22 protein-coding genes are annotated in these 22,074 nt (G+C 53.5%); 4 read left to right on the top strand and 18 right to left on the bottom strand.

Annotation, left to right across the window (positions count from 1 at the left end; translation table 11 throughout):
• Positions 1-39 precede the first annotated feature (39 nt).
• Genes ACT53D_RS00580 through ACT53D_RS00570 form a run of 3 tightly spaced genes read right to left on the bottom strand, consistent with a single transcriptional unit; the run spans position 40 to position 2,797 of the window.
• A complete protein-coding gene (locus ACT53D_RS00580) occupies positions 40-1,155 on the bottom strand; it encodes a phospholipase A (protein WP_194748508.1) in 1,116 nt (371 codons plus the stop codon).
• Between the two features lie 26 nt (positions 1,156-1,181).
• Positions 1,182-2,240: an aldo/keto reductase gene (locus ACT53D_RS00575; RefSeq protein ID WP_476153992.1), complete on the bottom strand. Its 1,059-nt coding sequence runs from the start codon at positions 2,238-2,240 to the stop codon at positions 1,182-1,184.
• Positions 2,240-2,797, bottom strand: coding sequence for a hypothetical protein (locus ACT53D_RS00570; RefSeq protein ID WP_194748510.1), 558 nt, complete (start codon positions 2,795-2,797; stop codon positions 2,240-2,242). Before ACT53D_RS00570 ends, ACT53D_RS00575 begins: the two co-directional genes overlap by 1 nt.
• Before the next feature lie 297 nt (positions 2,798-3,094).
• Between ACT53D_RS00570 and ACT53D_RS00565 the strand changes: the two genes are divergently transcribed.
• From ACT53D_RS00565 to ACT53D_RS00550, 4 genes are all read left to right on the top strand, one after another.
• Positions 3,095-4,531, top strand: coding sequence for a sensor domain-containing diguanylate cyclase (locus tag ACT53D_RS00565; protein ID WP_476153990.1), 1,437 nt, complete (start codon positions 3,095-3,097; stop codon positions 4,529-4,531).
• A gap of 116 nt (positions 4,532-4,647) precedes the next feature.
• On the top strand, positions 4,648-5,085 hold the full coding sequence (locus tag ACT53D_RS00560) for a hypothetical protein (RefSeq protein WP_476153988.1): 438 nt from the start codon (positions 4,648-4,650) through the stop codon (positions 5,083-5,085).
• 9 nt (positions 5,086-5,094) lie between these two features.
• Positions 5,095-5,622 (top strand): YMGG-like glycine zipper-containing protein, encoded by a 528-nt coding sequence (locus ACT53D_RS00555; RefSeq protein ID WP_476153986.1) that lies wholly within the window; start codon positions 5,095-5,097, stop codon positions 5,620-5,622.
• Between the two features lie 163 nt (positions 5,623-5,785).
• Complete coding sequence (locus ACT53D_RS00550; RefSeq protein WP_476153985.1) at positions 5,786-6,643, top strand: DUF6279 family lipoprotein; 858 nt, start codon at positions 5,786-5,788, stop codon at positions 6,641-6,643.
• 219 nt (positions 6,644-6,862) lie between these two features.
• Here ACT53D_RS00550 and ACT53D_RS00545 read toward each other — a convergent pair whose 3' ends face one another.
• The 15 genes from ACT53D_RS00545 to ACT53D_RS00475 form a co-directional block, all read right to left on the bottom strand.
• Positions 6,863-7,681, bottom strand: coding sequence for an energy transducer TonB (locus ACT53D_RS00545; RefSeq protein ID WP_476153983.1), 819 nt, complete (start codon positions 7,679-7,681; stop codon positions 6,863-6,865).
• 6 nt (positions 7,682-7,687) lie between these two features.
• Positions 7,688-8,101: an ExbD/TolR family protein gene (locus tag ACT53D_RS00540; protein ID WP_194748521.1), complete on the bottom strand. Its 414-nt coding sequence runs from the start codon at positions 8,099-8,101 to the stop codon at positions 7,688-7,690.
• Positions 8,102-8,105: 4 nt separating this feature from the next.
• Entirely contained in the window at positions 8,106-8,744 is a 639-nt protein-coding gene (locus ACT53D_RS00535) for a MotA/TolQ/ExbB proton channel family protein (protein WP_313986782.1), read from the bottom strand.
• Between the two features lie 235 nt (positions 8,745-8,979).
• Positions 8,980-12,501: a TonB-dependent receptor gene (locus tag ACT53D_RS00530; protein WP_476153980.1), complete on the bottom strand. Its 3,522-nt coding sequence runs from the start codon at positions 12,499-12,501 to the stop codon at positions 8,980-8,982.
• A 159-nt stretch (positions 12,502-12,660) separates the two neighbouring features.
• Positions 12,661-13,638 (bottom strand): FecR domain-containing protein, encoded by a 978-nt coding sequence (locus tag ACT53D_RS00525; RefSeq protein WP_476145384.1) that lies wholly within the window; start codon positions 13,636-13,638, stop codon positions 12,661-12,663.
• Positions 13,628-14,152, bottom strand: a complete 525-nt coding sequence (locus ACT53D_RS00520; protein ID WP_275356135.1) for a sigma-70 family RNA polymerase sigma factor — start codon at positions 14,150-14,152, stop codon at positions 13,628-13,630. Before ACT53D_RS00520 ends, ACT53D_RS00525 begins: the two co-directional genes overlap by 11 nt.
• 169 nt (positions 14,153-14,321) lie before the next feature.
• On the bottom strand, positions 14,322-14,810 hold the full coding sequence (locus ACT53D_RS00515; RefSeq protein ID WP_379075036.1) for a type II secretion system protein: 489 nt from the start codon (positions 14,808-14,810) through the stop codon (positions 14,322-14,324).
• Positions 14,797-15,168 (bottom strand): type II secretion system protein, encoded by a 372-nt coding sequence (locus ACT53D_RS00510; RefSeq protein WP_476153978.1) that lies wholly within the window; start codon positions 15,166-15,168, stop codon positions 14,797-14,799. Before ACT53D_RS00510 ends, ACT53D_RS00515 begins: the two co-directional genes overlap by 14 nt.
• 3 nt (positions 15,169-15,171) lie before the next feature.
• Positions 15,172-15,678 (bottom strand): prepilin-type N-terminal cleavage/methylation domain-containing protein, encoded by a 507-nt coding sequence (locus ACT53D_RS00505; RefSeq protein WP_476153976.1) that lies wholly within the window; start codon positions 15,676-15,678, stop codon positions 15,172-15,174.
• Between the two features lie 21 nt (positions 15,679-15,699).
• Positions 15,700-17,652 (bottom strand): type II and III secretion system protein, encoded by a 1,953-nt coding sequence (locus ACT53D_RS00500; protein WP_476153974.1) that lies wholly within the window; start codon positions 17,650-17,652, stop codon positions 15,700-15,702.
• A gap of 8 nt (positions 17,653-17,660) precedes the next feature.
• On the bottom strand, positions 17,661-18,230 hold the full coding sequence (locus ACT53D_RS00495; protein WP_476153972.1) for a hypothetical protein: 570 nt from the start codon (positions 18,228-18,230) through the stop codon (positions 17,661-17,663).
• Complete coding sequence (locus ACT53D_RS00490; RefSeq protein WP_379075024.1) at positions 18,227-18,829, bottom strand: hypothetical protein; 603 nt, start codon at positions 18,827-18,829, stop codon at positions 18,227-18,229. The genes ACT53D_RS00495 and ACT53D_RS00490 overlap by 4 nt, the downstream gene beginning before the upstream one ends.
• Positions 18,817-19,329, bottom strand: coding sequence for a hypothetical protein (locus tag ACT53D_RS00485; RefSeq protein WP_379075022.1), 513 nt, complete (start codon positions 19,327-19,329; stop codon positions 18,817-18,819). The genes ACT53D_RS00490 and ACT53D_RS00485 overlap by 13 nt, the downstream gene beginning before the upstream one ends.
• An 11-nt stretch (positions 19,330-19,340) precedes the next feature.
• Entirely contained in the window at positions 19,341-20,249 is a 909-nt protein-coding gene (locus tag ACT53D_RS00480; RefSeq protein ID WP_476153970.1) for a hypothetical protein, read from the bottom strand.
• Positions 20,230-21,939, bottom strand: a complete 1,710-nt coding sequence (locus tag ACT53D_RS00475) for a GspE/PulE family protein (RefSeq protein WP_194748532.1) — start codon at positions 21,937-21,939, stop codon at positions 20,230-20,232. The genes ACT53D_RS00480 and ACT53D_RS00475 overlap by 20 nt, the downstream gene beginning before the upstream one ends.
• Positions 21,940-22,074 lie beyond the last annotated feature (135 nt).

Genomic DNA, 22,074 nt, shown 5'->3' with positions numbered 1-22,074 from the left:
CAATAACCCTGATTGGATTTGACCGTCAGCTGCGGCGAGCTATTCGCCAATGGCAAAGCCGATGCCAAACATGTTTTGTGCCTGGTTGTAGTCCAGGAGCGAGACGCCATAGCCACTGGCCAGCATGGCATAAAACTTCACGCTCTCGTTTTTAAACGGCTTGTATTGCACATCGGTGCGGATATAGCCCTTGTTGTCACTGCGCATGTTGTTACGCAAGGTCACGCTGGCGGCCAGGGTGTGGGGTTCATTATCCCAGTGCAAGGTCACATCGCCATAGCCCATATACTTGCTGATATCCGGGTTGTCATCGTCTGACTTGTTCTCGGGGATGCGCCACCATGGCCTGACCAGCAGGCTATATTGTTCATTCAATTGCCAGCCCCCTTGCAGGTAGAAGCGGTTCCAGCTGCGCGACAACGGTTGTGAGCGGCCATTCGACTCATGCACCAGGCCCAGATTGAGCATATTAGGCATGGCGGTCCACAGCCCTCCCTCTGCTGGCTTGTTGAGCCCCAGCGACAAAATCAGCTCGGGCGAATAGTTATGATCGCGCATGGGCCGAGATTGTGCCTCGTTGTAAACCTGCCAGAACGATTGCTGGGTATAAGCGCCCCATAAGCGCGCGCTCTGCACCCACTGATTTTTGGGCAGCCAGTCTGACATATTCATCAGCTGGGTTTTCAGGCTGATCTGAAAATGCAGGTCGTTGTGTCCGAGGTCACGGTTTTGCGTGTTGGGGCGTGACGGCGAAACCGGGACCTCGTTAGGGTTGCTCGAATAGCTGGTGACAATGTAATTGAGCTGGTGCGTTTCAAGGTCGGTAAAATGCAACTCATCCTGGCTATTCAAATGCCATTTGCGTGACAGGTAGCCGGTGTCAGCACTCACGCTTTTGACCAGTGCTTCCTGGCTGGGGGCCAAGATAGGCGCCACCACATGGCTGGGCGCGAATTGCTCGGCCACTTTATCAAAGCACACCAGTCGCCGGCCAGCATCGTCTGCAAACTCGGTTTGGCAAGTACGCAAAGCGGATTGCATGTCGTTCACCAGGGCTGCCTGTGCTTGACCTGCCAGCAGCAGGCCACTCACCAGTAGCGCATTCAACAGCCGCTCATGTCGCCACTGGCTGCGCAGTCTGCGAAAAAATAGCATATGGATTCCCTTCTATTGCGCCCAACTTAAGGGGCTGGATTCATCATGACGAGATGTTGTTGCTCGATGGCCGCCAGCACCTCTTCGCTCAGGTGGACCTGATAAGCCGCCACATTTTCTTGTAACTGTGCCAGGCTGGTCGCGCCGATAATGGTGGTGCCAACAAACCAGCGGTGATAGACAAAACTCAAGGCCAGCTGTACCGGCGTCAGGCCATGGCTACGGGCCAACTCGGCATAGGCTTTGGCCGCCGCCGGCACCGCGGGCTTTTTATAGCGCTTGGCATAGCCCTCAAACAAAGTCACGCGGCCGGGCGTGGCCGGATCATCGACATACTTGGCCGTGAGGTGCCCAAAGGCCAAGGGCGAGTAGGCCGCCAGCGCGACCCCTTCCCGGTAAAGCACTTCGGTCATGCCAAACTCCATACCGCGGTTCATGAGGTTATAGCAATTTTGCAGCACGGCAATGCGCGGCAAGCCCTGCTCGCGCGCAATACGCAAAAACTCCATCAACCCCCAGGGTTGCTCGTTACTGAGGCCGATTGCACGGATTTTGCCTTCTTTGACCAACTCATCCAGCACTTCAAGCTGGGTCTGGATAGGTACCCAGTTGATCGCCTGGCCTTCTGCATCCAGTTCCGCATGCGGGTCAAATTGATATTGGCCAAACATGGGCACATTGCGCTCGGGCCAGTGCAGATAGAGGACATCCAGATAATCGGTTTGCAAGCGCTGCAAACTGTCATGCACCGCCTGGCGGATATTGGCACGGTCCATACCACTCGGGCCACCGCGGATCCAGTGCATGCCGCGGCGGGGTCCGGCCACCTTGCTGGCCAGCACAAACCGGTCGCGAGACTGCTTCTTGATCCAGTGCCCCAGCATGGTTTCGGTACGCGTCACCGTTTCTGCACGGGGCGGCACCGGGTACATTTCTGCCGTATCAATAAAATTAATGCCTTGTGCCAGCGCATAATCCAGCTGGTGTTCTGCATCCTGTTGGGTGTTCTGGTCACCATAAGTCATGGTGCCCAAGGTGATTCTGGAGACGCGAATACCGCTGTCTCCCAGCGTAATTTGATCCATCAATGTAATACCTGTTTTTCTACCGGGATGTCCATTACGATACTCGAAACGGACTGAGGTTCCTTGGCTGGCGCGGATGGCAGTGTCCAGCCTGCCTCTTTGCTGGCCAACAGCAACATGCGGCTGATCGCCAGCACCAGCTCATGGTTCACATTGATATTCACGTTAATGCCATTGGCGCACACCAGTTGCACATGATTAAGTTGGTCGTTGACCGAGACAAAACGCGTTTCCACCGCCAGCAGGGTTTGCTCGGTGACCACACTTTTCGGCGCCTGATAGGCCGTCTCAAAGTCCAGATCATCCAGGGCCTCTACTGCTTCCGCCTCTTGTACAAACTGTTGGGTGGCTTCCGGCAGGCTTTGCTCAGACAAGGGCAACGGACCAGACACCGGCAAATGCGCCTCCTGATTAAATACCTTGAAAATCTGCCTTGCCACACGGTAGGTAATCCAGACCTGGATTTCCTGTTCGTCACTCACCGCCGCACGCATGAGCAGGCGGTCTTGATGCTGGTCATAAGAAAGATTGATTTGCTGTATGGATTGCGGTTGCATGCGGATTTAACCTATCACTGGACAGGTATTAGCATACCGTGTTGCCCCGCAACTGCCTACCTCTAAGCATGCAGAGTTTACCCTAGCGGCATTTAATGACATGAATCTGACAGCTTGTCATCACAAACAAGCCTCTCCAACAACGATAAATTATCGAGATAACATTTACCAAACAAAATAAAAAAGGTTAAGCTTATCAGCAAATCTATTAAGATTAATTAGCGTATGATTGCTTTAAGAACCAACTTACCAAGTGTGTGACCAACTTAATATCTGCTTTGATGGAGTACCGTTCACTTGTTAAACCATAATAAAGAGCTAGAACGTCTGGCAGCAGTTGAAAGCTATCATATCCTTGACACTGCGCCCGAAGCTGATTTTGATCAGTTAGTCGCCCTGGCCTCGACCTTCTTCTCAACACCGATTGCAAGCGTGACAGTGATGGCAGAGGACCGCTTATGGTTTAAATCTGCCAAAGGACTAGATCTCTGCGAAGCCCCGCGTGAAGATGTCTTTTGCCAACTGACGGTGGAACAAAAAACACGGCTGGTGATTGAAGACACACTGCAGGATGCATTGTTCAAGAATAATCCGCTTGTCATTCAGGCGCCGTATATTCGTGCCTATGCCGGAATACCGCTGATTAATGATCAAGGCTATGCCATCGGCACTTTTTGCGTGATGGACCATGTACCTCGCCACTTTAGCGAGGCCGAACTTACTTTGTTGACCATCCTGGCGAACCAGGCCATGAAGCTGATGGAGTTGCGCAGAGAGATCGTTCAGCGTACGGAACTGAGCAAGCAGTTACAAGTATTTTATGAACAGCAAGCCAAAAGTCAGGAGCTGTGGAAACAAGCCATGGATGCCGTCGGCGATGGGGTTTGGGATTATGACCTCATCACTGGGCATTACTTTTTTGGCCCCAACTGGCGCAAAATGCTGGGCTACCAAAGTGAGCCGCTGCTCCCGCAACTAGAGACACTACGTGCGTTGATTCACGAAGAAGATCAGGAACGCTTCACAAACTCTCTCAATGCCTACCTCTATGGCCAACAGCCGGAGTACAAAATCGAATATCGGATTCGCTGCAAAAATGGCGATTACAAATGGGTACTCTCTCGCGGCATGGTGGTGGAACGCACCGCCGAAGACACCCCCAAGCGCATGATAGGCACGCATACCGATATCTCGCAATCGAAATTGCTTGAACAATCGATCTGGCAGCAGGCACATACCGATAACCTGACCGGTCTGCCCAACCGCCGACTGTTTCTGGATCGCTTACAGCAGGCCATTTACAGCAGTCAGCGTGAACAGAAAAAATTTGCGCTGTTTTTTATGGATCTGGATGGCTTCAAAGCAGTGAATGACCTCCATGGCCACCTGGCAGGCGACCAGCTACTGATTGAGATTGCCAGTCGTATCCAGAAAATGTCGCGACAAGCGGACACCTTCGCCCGTTTCGCCGGGGATGAGTTCGCCATTCTAGCGATCAATATCAGCAATAGCGAAGACATGCTGTTGCACGCCAACAAAATCCTGCAAGTGGTGAAAGATCCCATCCCGCTCAATGGCTATGCTGCGTCTGTCTCCATCAGTATCGGTATCGCCATCTTCCCCGACCATGGTTGCACAGTCGATACGTTGATTCGTCACGCGGATCAGGCCATGTACGAAGCCAAGGAGTCCGGCAAAAATACCTGCGTTGTGTACCATCCGCACCGTCAATAGCCCCGCTCAGTTGTTTTAAAGATACACTCCGTTACAAAACCAAGCCCGCTCATCGGGAGGGTTTTGCAAGTCCTTCTGTCAGAATTGTTATGTACATAACGTTTTCTGGAGGGCTTATGCTACCGCTAACATCCACACTCAAAAAGATGATTTACCTTAGCCTGGGCGTATTCTGCGCCCTCGCCAGCCAACTTGCATACGCACATCCGCCTGGCCGCGGCTGGCATGGCGGCGTTGGTCTGTATTTTGGCGCCCCTTACCCGTTTTTTCCTTATGCCTACGCACCCTACGCCTACCCTTACCCGTATGTGTACAGTCCACCGCCCGTGGTGATCACCCAGCCGCAGTCACAGGTGTATATCGAGCAGGACAGTAACAATGCCACGAATGCAGCCCCAGGCAACAGCACAGCGCCAGCCACCAGCGCCAACAACAATAATGCCTACTGGTATTACTGCGAGGCTGCTAACGGCTATTACCCCTATGTTAAAGAGTGTCCCGCCGGCTGGAAACAAGTCACACCGACGCCGCCAGCAAACATACCAGCCAAATAGGAGACTGTCATGCATCTCAATAGGCACATGACCGTGCTACTTATGCTGAGCCTGACTGCCTGTGCGACTAACCCCACAGGACCCAGCAGCATGGCCCTGCCAGGCACCGGCAAAGACTTCAAAGCCTTCAGGGCAGATGACCTGTCTTGCCGGGATTTTGCGCTGACGCAAATTGGCGGCAAGACCGTTAACCAGCAATATAACGCCAGTCTCGCTACCACGACCGCTGTAGGTACTGCCATAGGGGCCGCCATTGGCGCTGCAACTGGTGGCGGCGAAGGTGCAGCCATTGGTGCCGGCATGGGTGCACTGTCTGGTGGAGCCATCGGCGCCAATACAGCGACCGTCAGTGGCATGAACGCCCAAGACAAATACGACAATGCCTACTATCAATGCATGTATGCAGCTGGACATAAAATCCCGGTGCCTGCCAGCATGGCAAGGACCTATTCACAAGGCAGCCAGCGCGCCTCATCAGCAAGTGTTCCAACCTATTATCCACCGCCCCCACCTCCTCCTCCGGGTTATCAACGTTAGTCCAGCCATCAGGCAGTGGCGTGCTGCCTGATGCGCCTCATTCCCTTGCCAGACCGAGCACGAGAGGGGCAGGCCGAAAGCGCCTTTGTATTAGCACTGAAAACAGTGCTAATACAAGTAGCCAGTATCGCAAACTTAGTCCGGCAATCCTGGTCGTAGAAACATGCGAATCATCAAAAAAACTTTAATCCTCACCCTCGCTCTTTCACTCATGAGTTGTAGCCTGGTCAAGACCGCTTACAACAACGCACCTGCACTCATCGGATGGCGGCTAGATGATTATTTTGATTTTAGTGCAGCGCAAAAAGCCAAACTCAAACCCGCCCTGCGGGACTTGCATGCCTGGCATCGTAAAAATGAGTTACCGCGGTATGTGTCTTTGCTGGATGAAATACATGATGACCTCAGCCATGATGTGAGCGCACAAACGGCCTGCCAGCGCATTGAATCCATCAAATCAAATGTGCAGATGCTTCAAACAAAAGTCATCCCTATCATCGTCGAAGTCGCCGACACGCTGAGTGAAAAACAACTACAGCATTTCGAGAAAAAACTGGAAAAACGTAACCAGGAATGGAAAGAGGAATGGTGGCAGGAAACGTTAGAAGAACAGCGAGAAGTGAGGTTAGAGAAATCCCAGGATTTTGCTGAAAAAGTGTATGGCGATTTAAACGAAAAACAAATAACCCTTTTAAAACAGGCCATTGCCAAGAGTGACATTGATCCCGCCATCATCTACGCCGAGATTTTGCGGCGCGACGAAGATACGCTCTCTATCCTCAAGGCATTACGCAATCCAGCCTCGTCAAACGAAGAGAAATCGCAACTGGTCCGCGCAGGCTTTGAACGTATGCAAAACAGCCCGAATCCGGCTTACCAGGCTTATATTGATAAGCTTACACAGCAAACCTGTGAAACCATCGCGAGCCTACATGCCAGTACAACCGCCAAACAACGCCATCATGCGCAGCAATGGGTGGATGATTACAAGACACAATTTACCCAGTTGCAGAGCAAATGATATTGTGTATGCTTCTCCCAAAGCTTATGTTTATTACATTTAACGGTCACCAGCTTTACCACGATTGATCACCACTGACGCCGCTCAATGTTCACTAAAAAAAAGACCCTGTACCCACCGGAGGAAAGTGGCAGGCACAGGGGTTGGAGAGCAGACATACCTGTTAGCGAAAGTGAGGGATAAACTTTCTGAGCATGCCTGACTTCATGAAACCGCGCGTTATTCCAGCTTGAAAGAGACCGGTATTGTTATTTTGAAGCTCTTCTTTTTCAGGCTGTCTTTGACACCGAGTTGCGCAATGGCCTTTTTCACCATGCGCATGGCTTCTTCATCGAGGGGGACATGTTTACTGCTATCAGCAACCGTCACATTGACCAACTCACCGCGCACAAACTGCGCGACCACAGTGGCCTCGCCTTCGAGGTGACGGCGGATGGCAATGGCCGGATATTGTTTGCTTTTATTCACCAGTGAGCGCAGTTGTTCGCCGTAATCCCCCCAGGCATCACTATCACTCGCACTGAGCTCATCAGACTCGGTTGATGCAGCAGCGGTGGCGACTGCGGCAGCGCTGGGCTTGGCATCTTTAGCGGTGTTTTCAGCGCTTAAGTTTGTCGCATGCGGCGCACTCTCGGCCGTATTGCTGGGCGCAGGCGGCGCCGGGCTTGGCTCAACCTTGGCGGGCGGCTGTACAGGCTGCTCCTGCACGCGGTGATCTGCGTCATGGCTATTAGGCGCTGCCAATACCGGCTTTGGCGTCTCTACAGGCGTCACAGGCTTTACCATCGGCTTGGGTTCAGCCTTGGGTGGCTCAGCAGGCTTGGGCGTCTCCACGGGTGGTGACTCCTGTTGCATAGCTGGGGCTGGCGCTTTGGTCGAAAAAAACTCAATTTCCATGCGCTCGGGGATGGCAGGCAACTGAATCTTGCTCAATGTTGGATACAGCAACACCACGACCAGATGCAACCCCAGCGACAGCACAACGGCCCGCCAAAGCAGTGAGTCATGCTGAGCTTGAGGATAAATCAGGGTGGTCATGGCGCGTTACTTTCGTGACTCAGGCGACATCACAAAACTAAACTTGCTGATACCCGCGCGCTGAATCGCGGCCAGCACTTTAGCCACCACGCCATACTGCGCATGCTCATCGGCATAAATCTCCACCGCCGGGTCATGCTTCTGCTTGAGCACGCCCAGCTCTTTGGTCAAGGTGTCTAGCGGCATGTTTTGCTGGTCTAAAAACACCTCTCCGGCATCGGTCACGCTAATGTGTGCGGTTTTAGGCACAGTCACCGCCACCTCGGCACTGGCCTGCGGCAATTTGACCTTCACCGCGTTCATCAGCAATGGCGCCGTCACAATAAACACCGTCAGCAACACCAGCATCACATCGACCAGCGGCGTCACATTGATTTCGCTGACCAAATCTTCGCTCTCACCATCACTAAACATCGCCATGGCATTAACCCTCTACGCCAGATTGTGTCAGCAAGGACTGAAAACGGCTCGCCACTTGCTCCATATCGGCCCTGTGCACTTTTTGCTTGCGCATAAAATAGTTGTAGGCCAACACCGCAGGCACCGCCGTAGCAATGCCAATCGCCGTCGCAATCAACGCCTCACCAATCGGCCCGGCCACCACATCCAACCCGGCAGAGCCCGTCGCTGTGATCGTCTTGAGCGCATTCATAATGCCCCATACTGTGCCAAACAAGCCGATAAACGGGGCGGTAGAACCAATGCTAGCCAACACCGCCACGCCGCCATCCATGCGTTTTTGCTCCAGATAAGCCTGTTGCTTGAGCGAGAGCAAAATCACCTCCTGGCGCTCATTGCGGCGCAACACCGAGTTCGCCATCACCTCATTCATCGCCCGCATCCCCGCATCACACAAGCGCGCAAAGCTGCTGTTACTGTGCGAAATAATGCGCGGCAACTCATAAATGGTTTTCACCTGCTGCCACTCAGACAAAAAACTGTTGGACTCACTGCGCAACTTGAACCACACCCAGCTTTTGACGATGATGATGGACCACACCAGCACCGAGAGCGCACCCAGCAAATACAACACGAGATCAACAATATCAGGCACCAAATCCACAGCTCGCTCCAAAAATAGACTTATCAATAAAAACTGCTCAAATGCAAATTACCGGATCAAGGCCAAGCGCAACCCAAAATTACTACCGCCAAAACCAATCGGGAAAATTCCATACACACAACGGGAATTTTTCACATTTACACCCTCTTACTTGTTTAATCGCTGGCGACGCAAAAAGCCTGACGTCGTTAACATAACTTTACCTAAAGGCCGTTAAATCTATTAAATTGAGGGGTTAATCGGGGACGAAATGCCAGTTGAGACTAAACCAAACACCACGAGGCGCGCCTGGTGAGATGAAGTTTGTGCTTAGCCAGTCATTAGAATTATGGTTGTAGCCATCAGGGCCAATTGCGCCATTTATACTTGGTGAAAAAGGATTACGCCCCAAGCGACCAGCAGTGAAATACTCCCTGTCAAAAAGATTGTTTACAATCATGGTCGCCGTCCACTCTTTACTGAGCTTATAGCTGGTTTGAAAATTGAATACGGCAAAACCGGGGACAGTTCCTGGGTTACTTGTTGGACGTAACAATGCGTTTCCTGCCGCACCCATCCCCCGATCTTGAATCACCCCTACTTTATGCTCGTTATTTTCATTGCCTCGAACGTAACTATCGGAATGCGCAACACCAGATAAACCAACTGTCCATTTATCGGTGACTGCATAATTAACACTGGCATTAAGGTTGTGTAGAGATACTCCAGGAATACGACTACCGGGCTTCACATCAATAGCAGGCCCATAGCCATCATTCTTATCTGTAGAGCTACTATTGTCAGGGCTAATCATACGAAAGCTGTCTTCAAACGTTGCATCTGTCAGCGCGTAATTCACGTTGAAGTTCCATTTGTCTTTTTGACCGGCAAGTCCCATTTCAATGCCCCGACGCCTTGTGTCGCCAATGGTATTAAAAAAACCACGCCCATTGCCTACGGCAACAAAATAGATGTCATCTCGAAGATCAGTCTGAAACGCGCCAACATTCCAGCGCACACCTTCACCCCAGTTACCTCTTAATCCTAAGTCATAACTAGTTGATCGAATTTGTGGCAAGAAAGGGTCACCAGAAAGCGCAGTCGGCAAAGTACATTGTCGATTTTCTGCCAGACTTTTAGGGATGCTTCTACCAGCGACCAGAACTGGCGTATTATCAAAAGCACAGCCTAACTCAATCACACTGGGCACCCGAGTGCCCTGCGCTACATTTGCAAATATATTTATCTGGTCAGTCGCCTGCCAGGTCGCACCGAGTGAAGGGTTAAAAGAGTAAAAGCTAAACTTCTCTGTTTCGGCGGGGTCAAGGGCATTAAAGAGATTTATAGGGCGATAATAGGTGGGAATGTTAGTATTTGAACAATCACCGTCACACACGCCGACCCTATCTGGATAACCAATTAAATCGGTAATTTCATAGGTACTGTATCCATATCGTGCTGCAATCTTATTTTTTGTGAAGGTTTGGTTATAGCGTCCAGACACATTAAAGTGCAATGTCTCAACAGGCGTCCAGGTTTCACTGAAATAAATACTCTGCGTTGTATTAGTGCCACTAAAATTATTATTAGGAATCTGTTGGTAGGCCCCAATGAATTGAGGGTGCGCTTGTGCGGGGTCTATATATGCGTTTCTTTCCGAATCAAAGAATCCAAGTTGTGTGTAATTACTGTAATCAGCACTTGCATTATCAATCGAAGCACCAACCATAAACTTATGATGCTCTAAATTCCAGTTGAATTGGATTGATGCCCCATCGACTATTTGATTAATATTATTGTCATTAATAATAGCTGTTGGTGTACCCTCAACAACACCAGGCCCATTTCCATTTGCACCATCAATAGGCTGAACCGGGTAAGCGGCTTCAGCAGCCCGTGCTGCGGCACATTTATCATTATTGGTTGGGGCTAGCAAAACAACATTAAATCTATATAGCGTATCAACTCCGTTAACATTCACATACTTGTAAAAATAAACATCATCCAAATTAGGATAGTAAACAGTGTCGCCAGAACCGAGTGGTTGAAAATCTCCTGTCAAACTACTTCCAATATAGTAACTTGGTAAGGGTTGACCATTTATATCCGTTATTTGATTGCTATTACTGTCGAGAAAAGCCGGACCTGAATATCTAGGCGTAGGTTGATTTTGGTTGTAGAGTATTCTTTCCTCCTTATTCTTCCAGAAATCAAAGGTCTCTCGCAGTGCCTGAGCCATATCCTCGGGAATACCAGTATTTTTAAGATTGGCAAACTGAGCTGCGTCCACCGTATATAAGCCGGTATTTCCAACATTATCTGAAAGGTTTTGATAAAAATCAGTAGCGGATATATCTGTTGATCCATTCGAAGGATCAGCTGGGCTCGGAATAACATACATATCCGGAATGCCCTTCTGTGACCCAGTACTTGCCAGCAGGCATGTGAATTCTTCACCAGCCGCAGGAGTTCTTTTCCCTACGAATTTTTCGTTCCACTCCCTAACCACGTCCGAGCCGACTTGATGACGTTTACTATTTCGGCGATAAACCTGACCCGTGACTGAAAATGTATCATTCACAAAGTAACTGCCAGACAATTGAAACTGTGCTAATTGATTTTTGGTTTTATCAGGAGAGGTAAAAACACTATTTCGGTCTTGCTCATACATTTGTGACGGTAATAATCCATTCCCTACCAAATCTGTTTGCACTAGCAAAGTGCTTAAATTAAGGTCTACTTTATCCCCGCGGAAGCTAGCCTTAGTAAATAATTGATTTACCTTACTAGGGGAGTTTTGTCGCCACCCATCCTCGAGAAAAAAATTACCAGCTGCGAAAAGCCCTACTGTTCCATTATTCCATCCACCCTCAGCTTGCAATTGTTTACGTCCAAATGAACCAGTCAAAACATCAGCATCAGCATCAACACCAGCATGATTGAATCCATCCTTGGTTTTAAGAGTAAAAGCGCCACCTAATGTATTCAATCCGAAGATGGGATTAGAACCTGGAAATACATCGAGATTTGCAATCGCGTTCATGGGTATCATGTCCCAGTTCACCACATCGCCAAATGGCTCATTGACCCGTATTCCATCAAAAAAGACGCTTAAGCCTTGTGGTGTACCAATCTGAGGACCTGCCGTGAAACCGCGGTATTGCACATCCATCTGGAACGGGTTGCCTTGGTAGTCATTGACTGTGACTGACTGTAACTTGCGATTCATGAGATCCGCCAGGCTCAAGGAGTGGGCTTCCTTAATTTCTTTGGCGGAAATACTTTGTACGTTACCGGGGATCTCCTCTTTCGTCAGACCAAGGCCTGGCAATGGACCAACCTCGTAAAACCGCTTAGCGCGGACTTCTACCTTATCAAGCTGCAATGCCTGTTTTTCTTCTTTTTCTGGTGCACCTAGGATGGGTTTGGCTTTTGGTGCAGCGCGGCGGAGTTGATAGCGGCCGGATTTGTCTTGCACGACTTCTAGGCCGCTGTCTTTGAGCAAAGCTTCAAAGCCTTCTTGCACGCCGTATTGGCCTTTAAGCGCAGGGCTGCGTTTGCCTTGGGTGAGGATGGGGTCAAAGCCGAGCAGGATGCCGGATTCGGCGGCGTAGTCGGGCAAGGTGTCGCTTAAGTCCCCGGCCGGGATTTGATAGCTCTTTTTAGGCTGGCTGACATTGAGTGTTTCGGCCTGTGCCGGCCAGGCAGAGAGCGCCAGGCTCAGGCCTAGCGCGAGCCAATGGGGTGTTGTGTATCCTGATGCGGTTTTATTTTTCATGTGGGTAAGCACTTTCTGCATACGCATAATCTGTGTGATTACTGCTATGCCGAACGAGAAATAAAAACCGGAAGATAAAATTGCGTTTTTTTAAAAAAACCTGCAAAGACCGCTTGAGAAAACACGTTGTGAAGCGCTCCTCCACGACGGCATTGCGGGCTAGGCAGGACTGAGGGTGGTCCAGAAGCGTGTGAAACGCTCGACTTTGACGGGCAGGGTTTGCTCCAGGGTTTGTAAAATGGCGGGGATATCGTTGAGCGGGAACGAGCCGGAGATTTGCAAATCGGCCACGGCCGGGTCGCAGCGCAGCACGCCGGACTGGTAGCGTGAGAGCTCGGCGGCAAAGTCTTGCAGGCGCATGGCGTAGACGACGATAAGGCCATTGACCCAAGCCATTTCGGTGGCTTTGAGTTTGGTTTTGGCATAGACCTGATTGGCGGAGAAGACCACAGACTCACGGGCGTTGACGCGCACCGGGGATTGTTTGCGGCCAAGGGCACGCACGTCGACCATGCCGTCAAAGACACTCACTTTGGTGTAGTCGCGTTGCTGCTGTTGCCACTCGCGCACACTAAAGCGTGTGCCCAGCGCAGTGGCCATGCCTTGCTTGGTCACCACGCTGAATGGGCGGTAAATACGCAGGTTTTCGTGGGCGGTTTCAACCAGAATTTCGCCACGCACCAGCTCAACAATCCGGTCAGTATTGCTGTAGACCACGTTAATGGCAGAGTGGGTGTTGAGGTGCACCAGCGTGCCATCTTCGAGCGTTAACTGGCGGCGTTCGCCGACCTCGGTGCTGATGTCGGCCAGCATGCCGCGCCAAGGTTGTTCGCGATAGGCATAATAGCCACTGCCGCTGACCATGAGCAGCAGAATCAGCTGCTTGAGCAGGCGTCTGCGCTCGGCCGAAGGCGGTGCCTGCAGCGTGGCGAGTGCCAGCGCGCCGGGGACTTTGCCAAAATAAAGCTGCACGCGCTCAATTTGTTGCCAGGCACGGCTGTGTTCTTCATCGGCTTCCAGCCAGGTTTGCCAGGCACGTTTGGCTTTTTCATCCATCTCGCCTGAGAGCCAACGCGCATACCAGTCGCTGGCTTGCTGCATAGCCGGGGTGACTTGTTGTGCGAGTTCAGGCCGCATGCGGAGGCTCTTGCAACAGCGTCATGCATTGCAGCATGGCGGTAGAAACATAGCTGCCTACGGTGCGCACGGAGACGCCCAGACGCTCGGAAATTTGCGGATAGCTGGCACCTTCGAGCTGGGCTAGCAAAAACGCGGTGCGGGTTTTGTGCGGCAAGCCATCGAGCATGATATCGAGCCGTACCAGCAGCTCGAGCATGATGGCGCGCGTTTCTGGCGAGCCAACTTCAGCCGGGGCCATGTAGGCCAGTGCTTCGAGGTAGGCACGTTCAAGATCCCGGCGGCGCACATGGTCTACCATCAGGCCATGCGCAACCCGGCTCAGGTAGGCACGTGGCTCGTTTAATACAGGCAGCTCGTGTTTGAGCAAGAGATTGACAAAAGTGTCTTGCGTGAGGTCTGCCGCCCAGTTGGGGCAACCCAGACGCTTTTGTATCCAGGCGCGCAACCAGGCATGGTGCTCAAGGTAGAGCCCTCGAATCAAGCCTTGCGGGTTGGATAACTGACTGGACATGGCAACTCTCTTATCGGTGTTTAGGTCTATGAGTGGCAATATTAATGCCAGCCAGCTAACAAATTGAATTGATTGGTTTTTTCAATAATTCCCGGTTGTAAAAATGGCTGCATGCAACCAAATAAAATCGTTTACAACCACCAGTTAAGTCAACTTCAGTGCTAAAAGCTTAAAGCGCATTACGGCCACTGATGGGTTGTGGCAGATAGACAAAATACCATTCGCCGTAATAGCGCTTGTCATTGAGATGCTGCAACTCGCCGCGGTAGCCTTTGCTTTTAAAAGGCACTTTGTCCGACAGGCTGTATATACCCATAATGCCGCCACTCGGCGCTTCGACGATGCCCCAGCCTTCACGCTGCGTGATCGGGTCCTGATAGGGTTTGCGCAGATGCCGGCGCGGCGACGGGAAGCGCTCATCGTTGTACAAAGCCTCCAGCGTCGGTGGAAAAGTTTTAATCACACCCGGCGTCTGGTTGTAATAACGGCCGATGGCATCGCGGTAAGCCAGGCCGACCTTGATCAACTCCTGCTCACGCTCGCGCAGTACCTGCGTCTGCCAGCGCGTGGCAGCCTCCGACAAGATCAGGCCGCTCAGCATGATCAGCATAAACATGCCGATCAGGATAAAGCCCTGCGCTCGCCTACCACAAGGCATACGGGGTCCCATCCTCTGCCAGCAGTGCCGAGCCGCTATGCACATCAAACACACTGCCCTGCTCGTCGATATTGGGCGGCAGTGTAATCACCCAGGTATCGGCACGCTCGGTGATCGGGTCGGGTGGCACAGACTTGAGGTATTGGCGCTCGACCAGCTCTTCCAGCGTTTCCGGGTAACGGTTTTTATCGTTATAAAACTTGTCGATGGCGTCACGCATGGTGACCAGGTCATGACGCAAAGTGGTCTCTTTGGCGCGCTGCAACATGTGCATAAAGCGTGGCGACACGATGGTCAGCAACATGGCTAGAATCGCCAACACTACCAACATCTCGATCAAGGTAAATCCACGTTTCATTGCCTACCACTCACTGTAAGGTTGCTGGTTGATGCCAATCGCTGTTGAACGTGACGAAACGTCGTAGACATCTTTGGCCATGTCGTCGATGGCACCATCATAGGCACGGATACGCCAGGTATCGGCATTGCTGAGCTGTTGGTCGGTGGCAAACGGGTCACGCGGGATGCGGCGTAAAAAAAACATTTTTTTCTTTTTGGTATCCTGGGCATTTTCGACGCCAGTGACAAGGATAGCCAGGTTCGGCGGATAGCCACTGCTCTCTGCGGTTTTTTTAATCAGCCCCTGGTCCACTGCATCTTTATAGGCATCAATAGCGTCGCGGATTTGCCACAAGGCGCGCTTGAGTTCGCGCTCTTTTTCGCGCTTGCCATTGAGTTGCACCACCGGACTGGCCGCCGTCACCAGCAGCGCCAGCAATACCAGTGTCACCAGCAGCTCGACCAGGGTGAAGCCCTTGCTGCGTTTGGCGTGGGCGGGATGGGCAGAAAACAGTCGCAACGCAAACATGGTCAACTTATCTCAATGCCATCAGGGCTGTACCGCGCCACCATCGGTGCTGTTCATCATCTGGTTGGCAAAGCCGCTGTCATTACGCACATTGCTGCTTTGCGTGCTTTGTGGTGTCACCACGGGCGCAGCGGGCGGGGTGGTGTCTACAGCTTGCACCGTGCGCGCGCCGCCTGCCCCGACCGGATTCGCCGTCGCCGCCACCCCGGATGGAATCAGGCTGTACACCGCATTGGCCGGGCTCAGGTTATGCATGATGCGCGGCGTGATGAGCAGCACAATTTCGTTTTTACGCTTGTCCTGATTGTTGTTGCTGAACAGCCTGCCGATCAAGGGCAAATTGGCCAGGCCAGGCACTTTACGCTGGGTGCGCTGCTCATCATCGCGGAACAGGCCCGCCAGGATTTGGGTTTCGTTATTGCGCAATTGCAGGGTGGTATTGGCGTTGCGGCTGCCGATGGTGTAAGCCAGTACACCGGAGCTGGTGGTGACCTGGTCAGTAATATTGCTGACCTCCATGCCGACCTTGATGCTGACCTGGTCCTGCATCTGGATCACGGGCTCCACATCGAGCTTGATGCCAACCTCGATATAATTCACGTTCTGGCTGACAAAGCCTTGCGCACTGGCGACACTGGTCAGCACCGGGATCTTGTCACCGACATGAATCTTGGCACGGTCACGGTTTTTGACGCGGATTTTGGGACTGGCCAACAAATTGGTGTCGGTATCCTGATGCAACAAATTGAGCACCACAGCCGGATCGTTGATGGAAAACACGCCCAGCTTGCCGTTAAAGTTGCGCAGCTCGGTCAACGTTAATTTGCCCGCCTGTGGCTGCGTGCCACTCGTGCTGCCCGCAGCATTGCCCTGCACACCCACCCCAATCTGGCTAGGATACTGGATGCCCAGGTTTTCCAGGTTACGGCGGTTGATCTCCATCACTTCCACCTCCAGCATGACTTCCGGCTCATTGAGGTCTTGCGAGGCAATCAGCTTTTCGGCCACCTTGATGCGGTCCAGAGTGTCACGGATCACCAGCGTATTGAGCTTTTCATCCATATACACATCGCTGGCGCGCAGCACGGTTTTCATCATATTGAGCGCGCGCTTGGCATCCATGTGCGTCAGGTAAAAACTACGCACAAACAGCTCTTCATATTGCGCCGCACGTGATTGCGGGTAAATCAGCAAGGTATTGCTGTTGAGGATTTTTTTGCCTAGCTGGTGGCTGGTCAGGATCACCTCCAGCGCCTGTTCAATCGGTGTATCCCGCAGCAGCACATTGACGCGGATGCCATCACTGAGCTCCTGGTCAAACGAGAAATTCAAATCACCGGCCTTGCCCAGATATTCAAACGCCTGCTTGATTGGAGCGTTTTTAAGCTCCAGTGTCACTTTCTTTTTGAGCGATGACTGCAACGGCCGCACCACACTGCTGCGTTCGTTTTTCTTTTGTTCCAGCTGTTCAAATAACTGACGCGCTTCAGGCTGCGCGGGTTGCTCGGCCAATACGGTGCGCAAGCCAAACTCGGCGCCGGCCCAATCCTCGGCCGCAATCGCGCTTTTAACCTGCGTTAATTGCTGGTCGTGCTGGCGGGCTTGCGTGACTTTTTGCAAGCCATCACTGGCCGCGCGATTATTCGGTGCTGCTTGCAACACTTGTTCATAACCCGTCATGGCGGCATCGTATTGTTTGGCCTGCAACAAGCTATCGGCTTCCTGCAATTGCTTTTGCAGCTTTTTCTCCTGCAGCAAACTGAGCCAGTTTTTATATTGCGGCTGGCGTGGGTTTGCCTCTACCAGTGGCTGCAACAGCCGGATCGCTTCGTCATCCTGGCCGCGCGCTGCGTAGAGCCGTGCTTGCTCCAAGGCCGCATCGCCATTTTTTTCAGCCGCTTGCCAGTGACTGCAACTGAGCAATAATAGCGGGCTGCCGAGTAGCCACATCCAACGCCAGCCTGTTTGTTTCATCTGTTTGCTCAAAGCATTCCCCCATTTTCCAGCATCATTTCAAAGCGCTCTCCGGCATGTTGCAGCACCAGCCTGTGCTGATCCAGCCGCGTGACCCGCCACCCCTCGGCAAACCGGTCACCTTCACGCACCACATATTGTTGTTGTCCATCACTTAAAAACACCTGCCAGCGGCCTTCTTGCAGCAGGCGGCCGGCATAGGTATATGGGTTGACCGGCCCAGCTGCGGCTAACGCTTCTGCAGGCACTGCTGGCGGCGGGAGTGCCGCAAACAGATTGACTACCGGTTCATCCATTTTTGCTTCATCGCTAGTCGGCGCATCCATCTTTGCCTTATCTCGCCCCGGGATGTCTGCATTCAACGCAGGCGGGGTACCCGTGGCGGGTAGCGCGTCGGTCAACGCGGCATGTAATGCAGGCAGCGCCTGCGACAAAGGTTTGCGCTGCTTGGCCGCCCCGGCAGGCATGACAGTCGCAGCAACCGGCGTGGACGCGATCTCGGTGTCAGACTGGCTCACCCACCAGCAGGCAACCAAGGTCATGGCAAGCGCGGCCACTAAGCCGATTTGCCGGTTCATGCTGGCCTCCGTTTGCGCGTATACAAGTTGAACTCAATATAGGCCTCCAGCCCGGCTTGCTGCACATCGGTGCGTTGCAGCTTGCATTGCGCCAGCGCCAGGCTGGGGTAGCGCTGCAAAACCAGCGCCAGAAAATGCCGCAGTTGCACATAGTCGCCGCTCAAAGGCAGCTTGATGCGCTGCACGTATAAATCACTTTGCGCAGTCGCGCCGGATTGAAACTCGGCGCGCTCAAACACCATGCCCATGGCATCGGCCAGGGCCAGAATCTCGGCACTGACGCGGTCGGCGTCTTCTTCACTCGGCCATTGCGCCAACACTGGCATAGGCTGCGGTAAGGCCTGATTGGCTGAGGACGTGGACGGCCTGGCCGTTTGCGTCTGGGGGCCATGCCCGGCGGCTGGTGGACGCAATCGCTGTTGCCAATCTTGCTGCAGCCACCAGGCTTGTGCCAGCATGATCGCCACTATCAGCGTCAATGCCAGCAGGCCGAGCAACCAGGGTTGACGCCAGGGGCTGTGTTGCCAGGCAAACTGCAGGCGTGCCCACACGCGGCTCAGAACCTCGCTACCATTACGCCGGGAATTTAAAACTGCCATGCGGCCTCCAGTTGCAAGCTGGTCATGCGCTCGCCATTGACCTCGGTGCTTTCGCTGCTATTGAGTTTGACGGCCGCCAGCGAGGCTTGCTGACGCAAACGCTCAACCAGGGCCCAGCCCTGCTGGCGTTTGTGTGCGAGCACCGTCATCCTGACCAGTTTGCGCTTGGCATCGGGTGCCAGCTGCATCCAGTAAAGTTCAGCTTGTTGCGCGCGTTCGAGGTCATGCAGCAAAGGCAACCAAGGCGTGGCAATCTGCGCCTGCGCCTGCGTCAACTCGGCCTGCAAGGCCGGGCTGATAGGCGCAAGCTGCACCACCGGGGCTGAGCGGCTGGCAGACTGCCTGGCCAGCCACTGCTGCTGCAAGACCTGATTTTGCTGGTTAAGGTGCTGATAAAGCGGTACCAGCACCAGCAATAGCAACAGCAAGATCAGGCCGAGCGCACAAGCGACCGGGCCAGGCAGCCGACCGGCGGCATGATTAAAGTCCAAAACTGGCATGGCAGCACGCATCAGGCCAGACTCCACATCGGCTGTCCCGCTGGCTCAGTCGTGGGTAAAACAATGACTTTAAATGGCGAGAAATCTTCTGGGCGCAGACCTGCGAGTGCGGTCTGGGCCAGATAAACCGGCAACTGCGCCCGCTCAGGATGCAGGGCCTGCTCGCGCAACAACACCTGGCGCAAGGTATGCCGCCAATCGCTGTCAGGGGAATGGCGGTCTACCGGCAGCGTGCGGATCTGCTGCCAGGCACCGTGTTGCAGGCAAGCCAGTGTCAGGCTGGTTGACTCACGGCAGACGATCCAGCCAGCCGCTTCACTGCCCTGCTTTCGCATCCACGCCAGACTTTGGTTAGCCGAAAGTTGCCAGGCGGGCAGCAGTTGGCCGATAGGCAATCCTGCCGCATCGAACTCGCGATGTAACTGTGTCAGCAAGTCCTCGGCAATCGCATTGATCAGGAACGGCTTGCCATAGCCCGGGCACTGGCTGCGTAGCTGCGATGGCTGCGTCTGAGACCCAAACGCCTGCTGCAAACCATGGGCAAAATAGGCTTGCTGATCCGCACGGCTACGGATCTGATCTTGCCAGGGCAAGGCCAGCCAGTGCACAAATTGATTAGAGAGCACGACCACCACATGCCAGCGTTGCCCGGCATAGGTTGATAACACCAGGCGCAAGGTCTCCCACAGTTGCGCAGATGGGGATGCTGCATGGGCATCACTGTGATCATCCACCGCATGCACCGTGTGTTGCAGGCATTGCGCAGCGCCACCCAATCGTCCGCGCCGAGAGTACTCAAAGGCGACAATGCGGTCATGCGTGATCACTATGCGCAATTCTGGCGCAGTGTAGGCTTGCCACCAGCGGCGGCTGGCGGCGGCATGGCAATCGACGCCGGGCTCAGGCCAATGATGTAACACGGTTAATCTCCTGCAAGGTGGTTTCGCCCGCGGCCACCAGGGCCAGCCCGGATTCACGCATGGAACGGGTGCCGGTGGTGGCTGCCAGTGCCTTGATCTGGCTGATGGGGGCTTTGGATACGATGAGCTCGCGCATGCGGTCATCAAACAACAACAATTCAGCAATGCCCTTGCGGCCCTTGTAACCGCTGCCGTGACACTGGCCACAACCCTGGCCTTTTTTAAACTGGTAATGGCTGGCGGTGGCCGGGGTAAGCCCGGATTTAGTCAGCAAGGCGGCATCAGGGTGGTCGTCCACCTTGCAATACGGGCAAATCACGCGGATCAGGCGCTGCGCCAGAATCACATTGACCGCCGAGACAAAGCTGTAAGCGTCGACGCCCATATTGGTAAAGCGGCCGATCACATCAAACACGTTGTTGGCATGCACCGTGGTCAGTACCAAATGCCCGGTCAGCGCCGATTGCACGGCAATTTGGGCGGTTTCGCCATCTCGGATTTCGCCCACCATGATTTTGTCCGGGTCATGCCGCAAAATTGAGCGCAAGCCACGGGCAAAGGTCAGGCCTTTTTTCTCATTGACCGGAATTTGCAAAACACCGGGCAGCTGGTATTCCACCGGGTCTTCAATGGTGATGATCTTGTCCTGGCCCTGATTGATCTCGGAGATCATGCCGTAAAGCGTGGTGGTTTTACCGCTGCCGGTGGGGCCGGTCACTAGCAACATGCCATACGGCGCCTCGGCCTGGGCGCGGATTTGCGCCAGCAAGGCCGGGGCAAATCCAAGGACTTCCAGGCTGATGCCCTGCGCCTCGCTGAGGGCTTTGCGGTCGAGCACGCGCAACACCGCATCCTCGCCCAGCACACTGGGCATGATGGACACGCGCAGGTCGATGTCGCGGCCCAGCGCATGCACCTTGCAGCGTCCATCTTGCGGAATACGGCGCTCGGCAATATCGAGCTCGGACATGACCTTGATGCGCGAAATGGCCTGCTCGGCCTGCATCACGCCATTCAAGCCACCAACTTCGGTGAGCACGCCGTCAATGCGGTATTTGACGCGCAAGCCTTGCAGCGTTGATTCGAGGTGGATATCGCTGGCCCCGGCCTTGAGCGCGTCGTACAAGGTAGAGCGTACAAAACGCACCACCGGGCTGCTGTCTTCGCTGATCGATTTAAGCGAGAGCTCTTCCACCGGCGCCTCTTCTTCATGGCTGGTAGCATCACCCGCATGCACCTGATCCATCGCCCGCATTTGCGCCTCGTGAAACTGCAAACAGGCCGCAATATCATTGCGATGCGCCAGTGACCACTGCACCGGTTGCCGCACCAGATGCTGCAAGCGTACCTGCAAGGCCTCATCAAACGGGTCGGCCATCAGCATATGCAAAGACTGATCCTCCGCTTGCATCAGGATCACGTGCCAGGCATTGGCGTCATTGAGGCCCAAGGTGTCAAACATGGGCTGCATGGCATGCATGGCCAACGCGGTCTTGACCGGATAGTGCAGCCAGCGGCCCAAGGCCTCGACAAAGGCATCGGCGGCCAAGCCACTCAGTGATTCCAGCACCTCGACCAGCGGCCGGCCGCTTTGCGCGGCCAATAGTCGCGCCTGCTGCAGCAAGTCGCCGGACAACACGGGGGCCTCGCCCAGGGGCTGCTCCAACATGGATAAATCCTGCATATTCATTTTAAGCTTGCATCCCGTCTACAACCTCTGCCCTCTGACACGACTATCCTCTACCACGCCTACTAAACCGCACCTCTTTTTTGGGGGCTCATGATTCAATCGAAATTTTTCATTTATGGTGCTGATTATTCAATC

The sequence above is a fragment of the Methylophilus sp. DMC16 genome (assembly GCF_056314045.1).
Note: the sequence above shows the minus strand (reverse complement) of the source record. Positions and strands in the feature narration are given on the sequence as shown.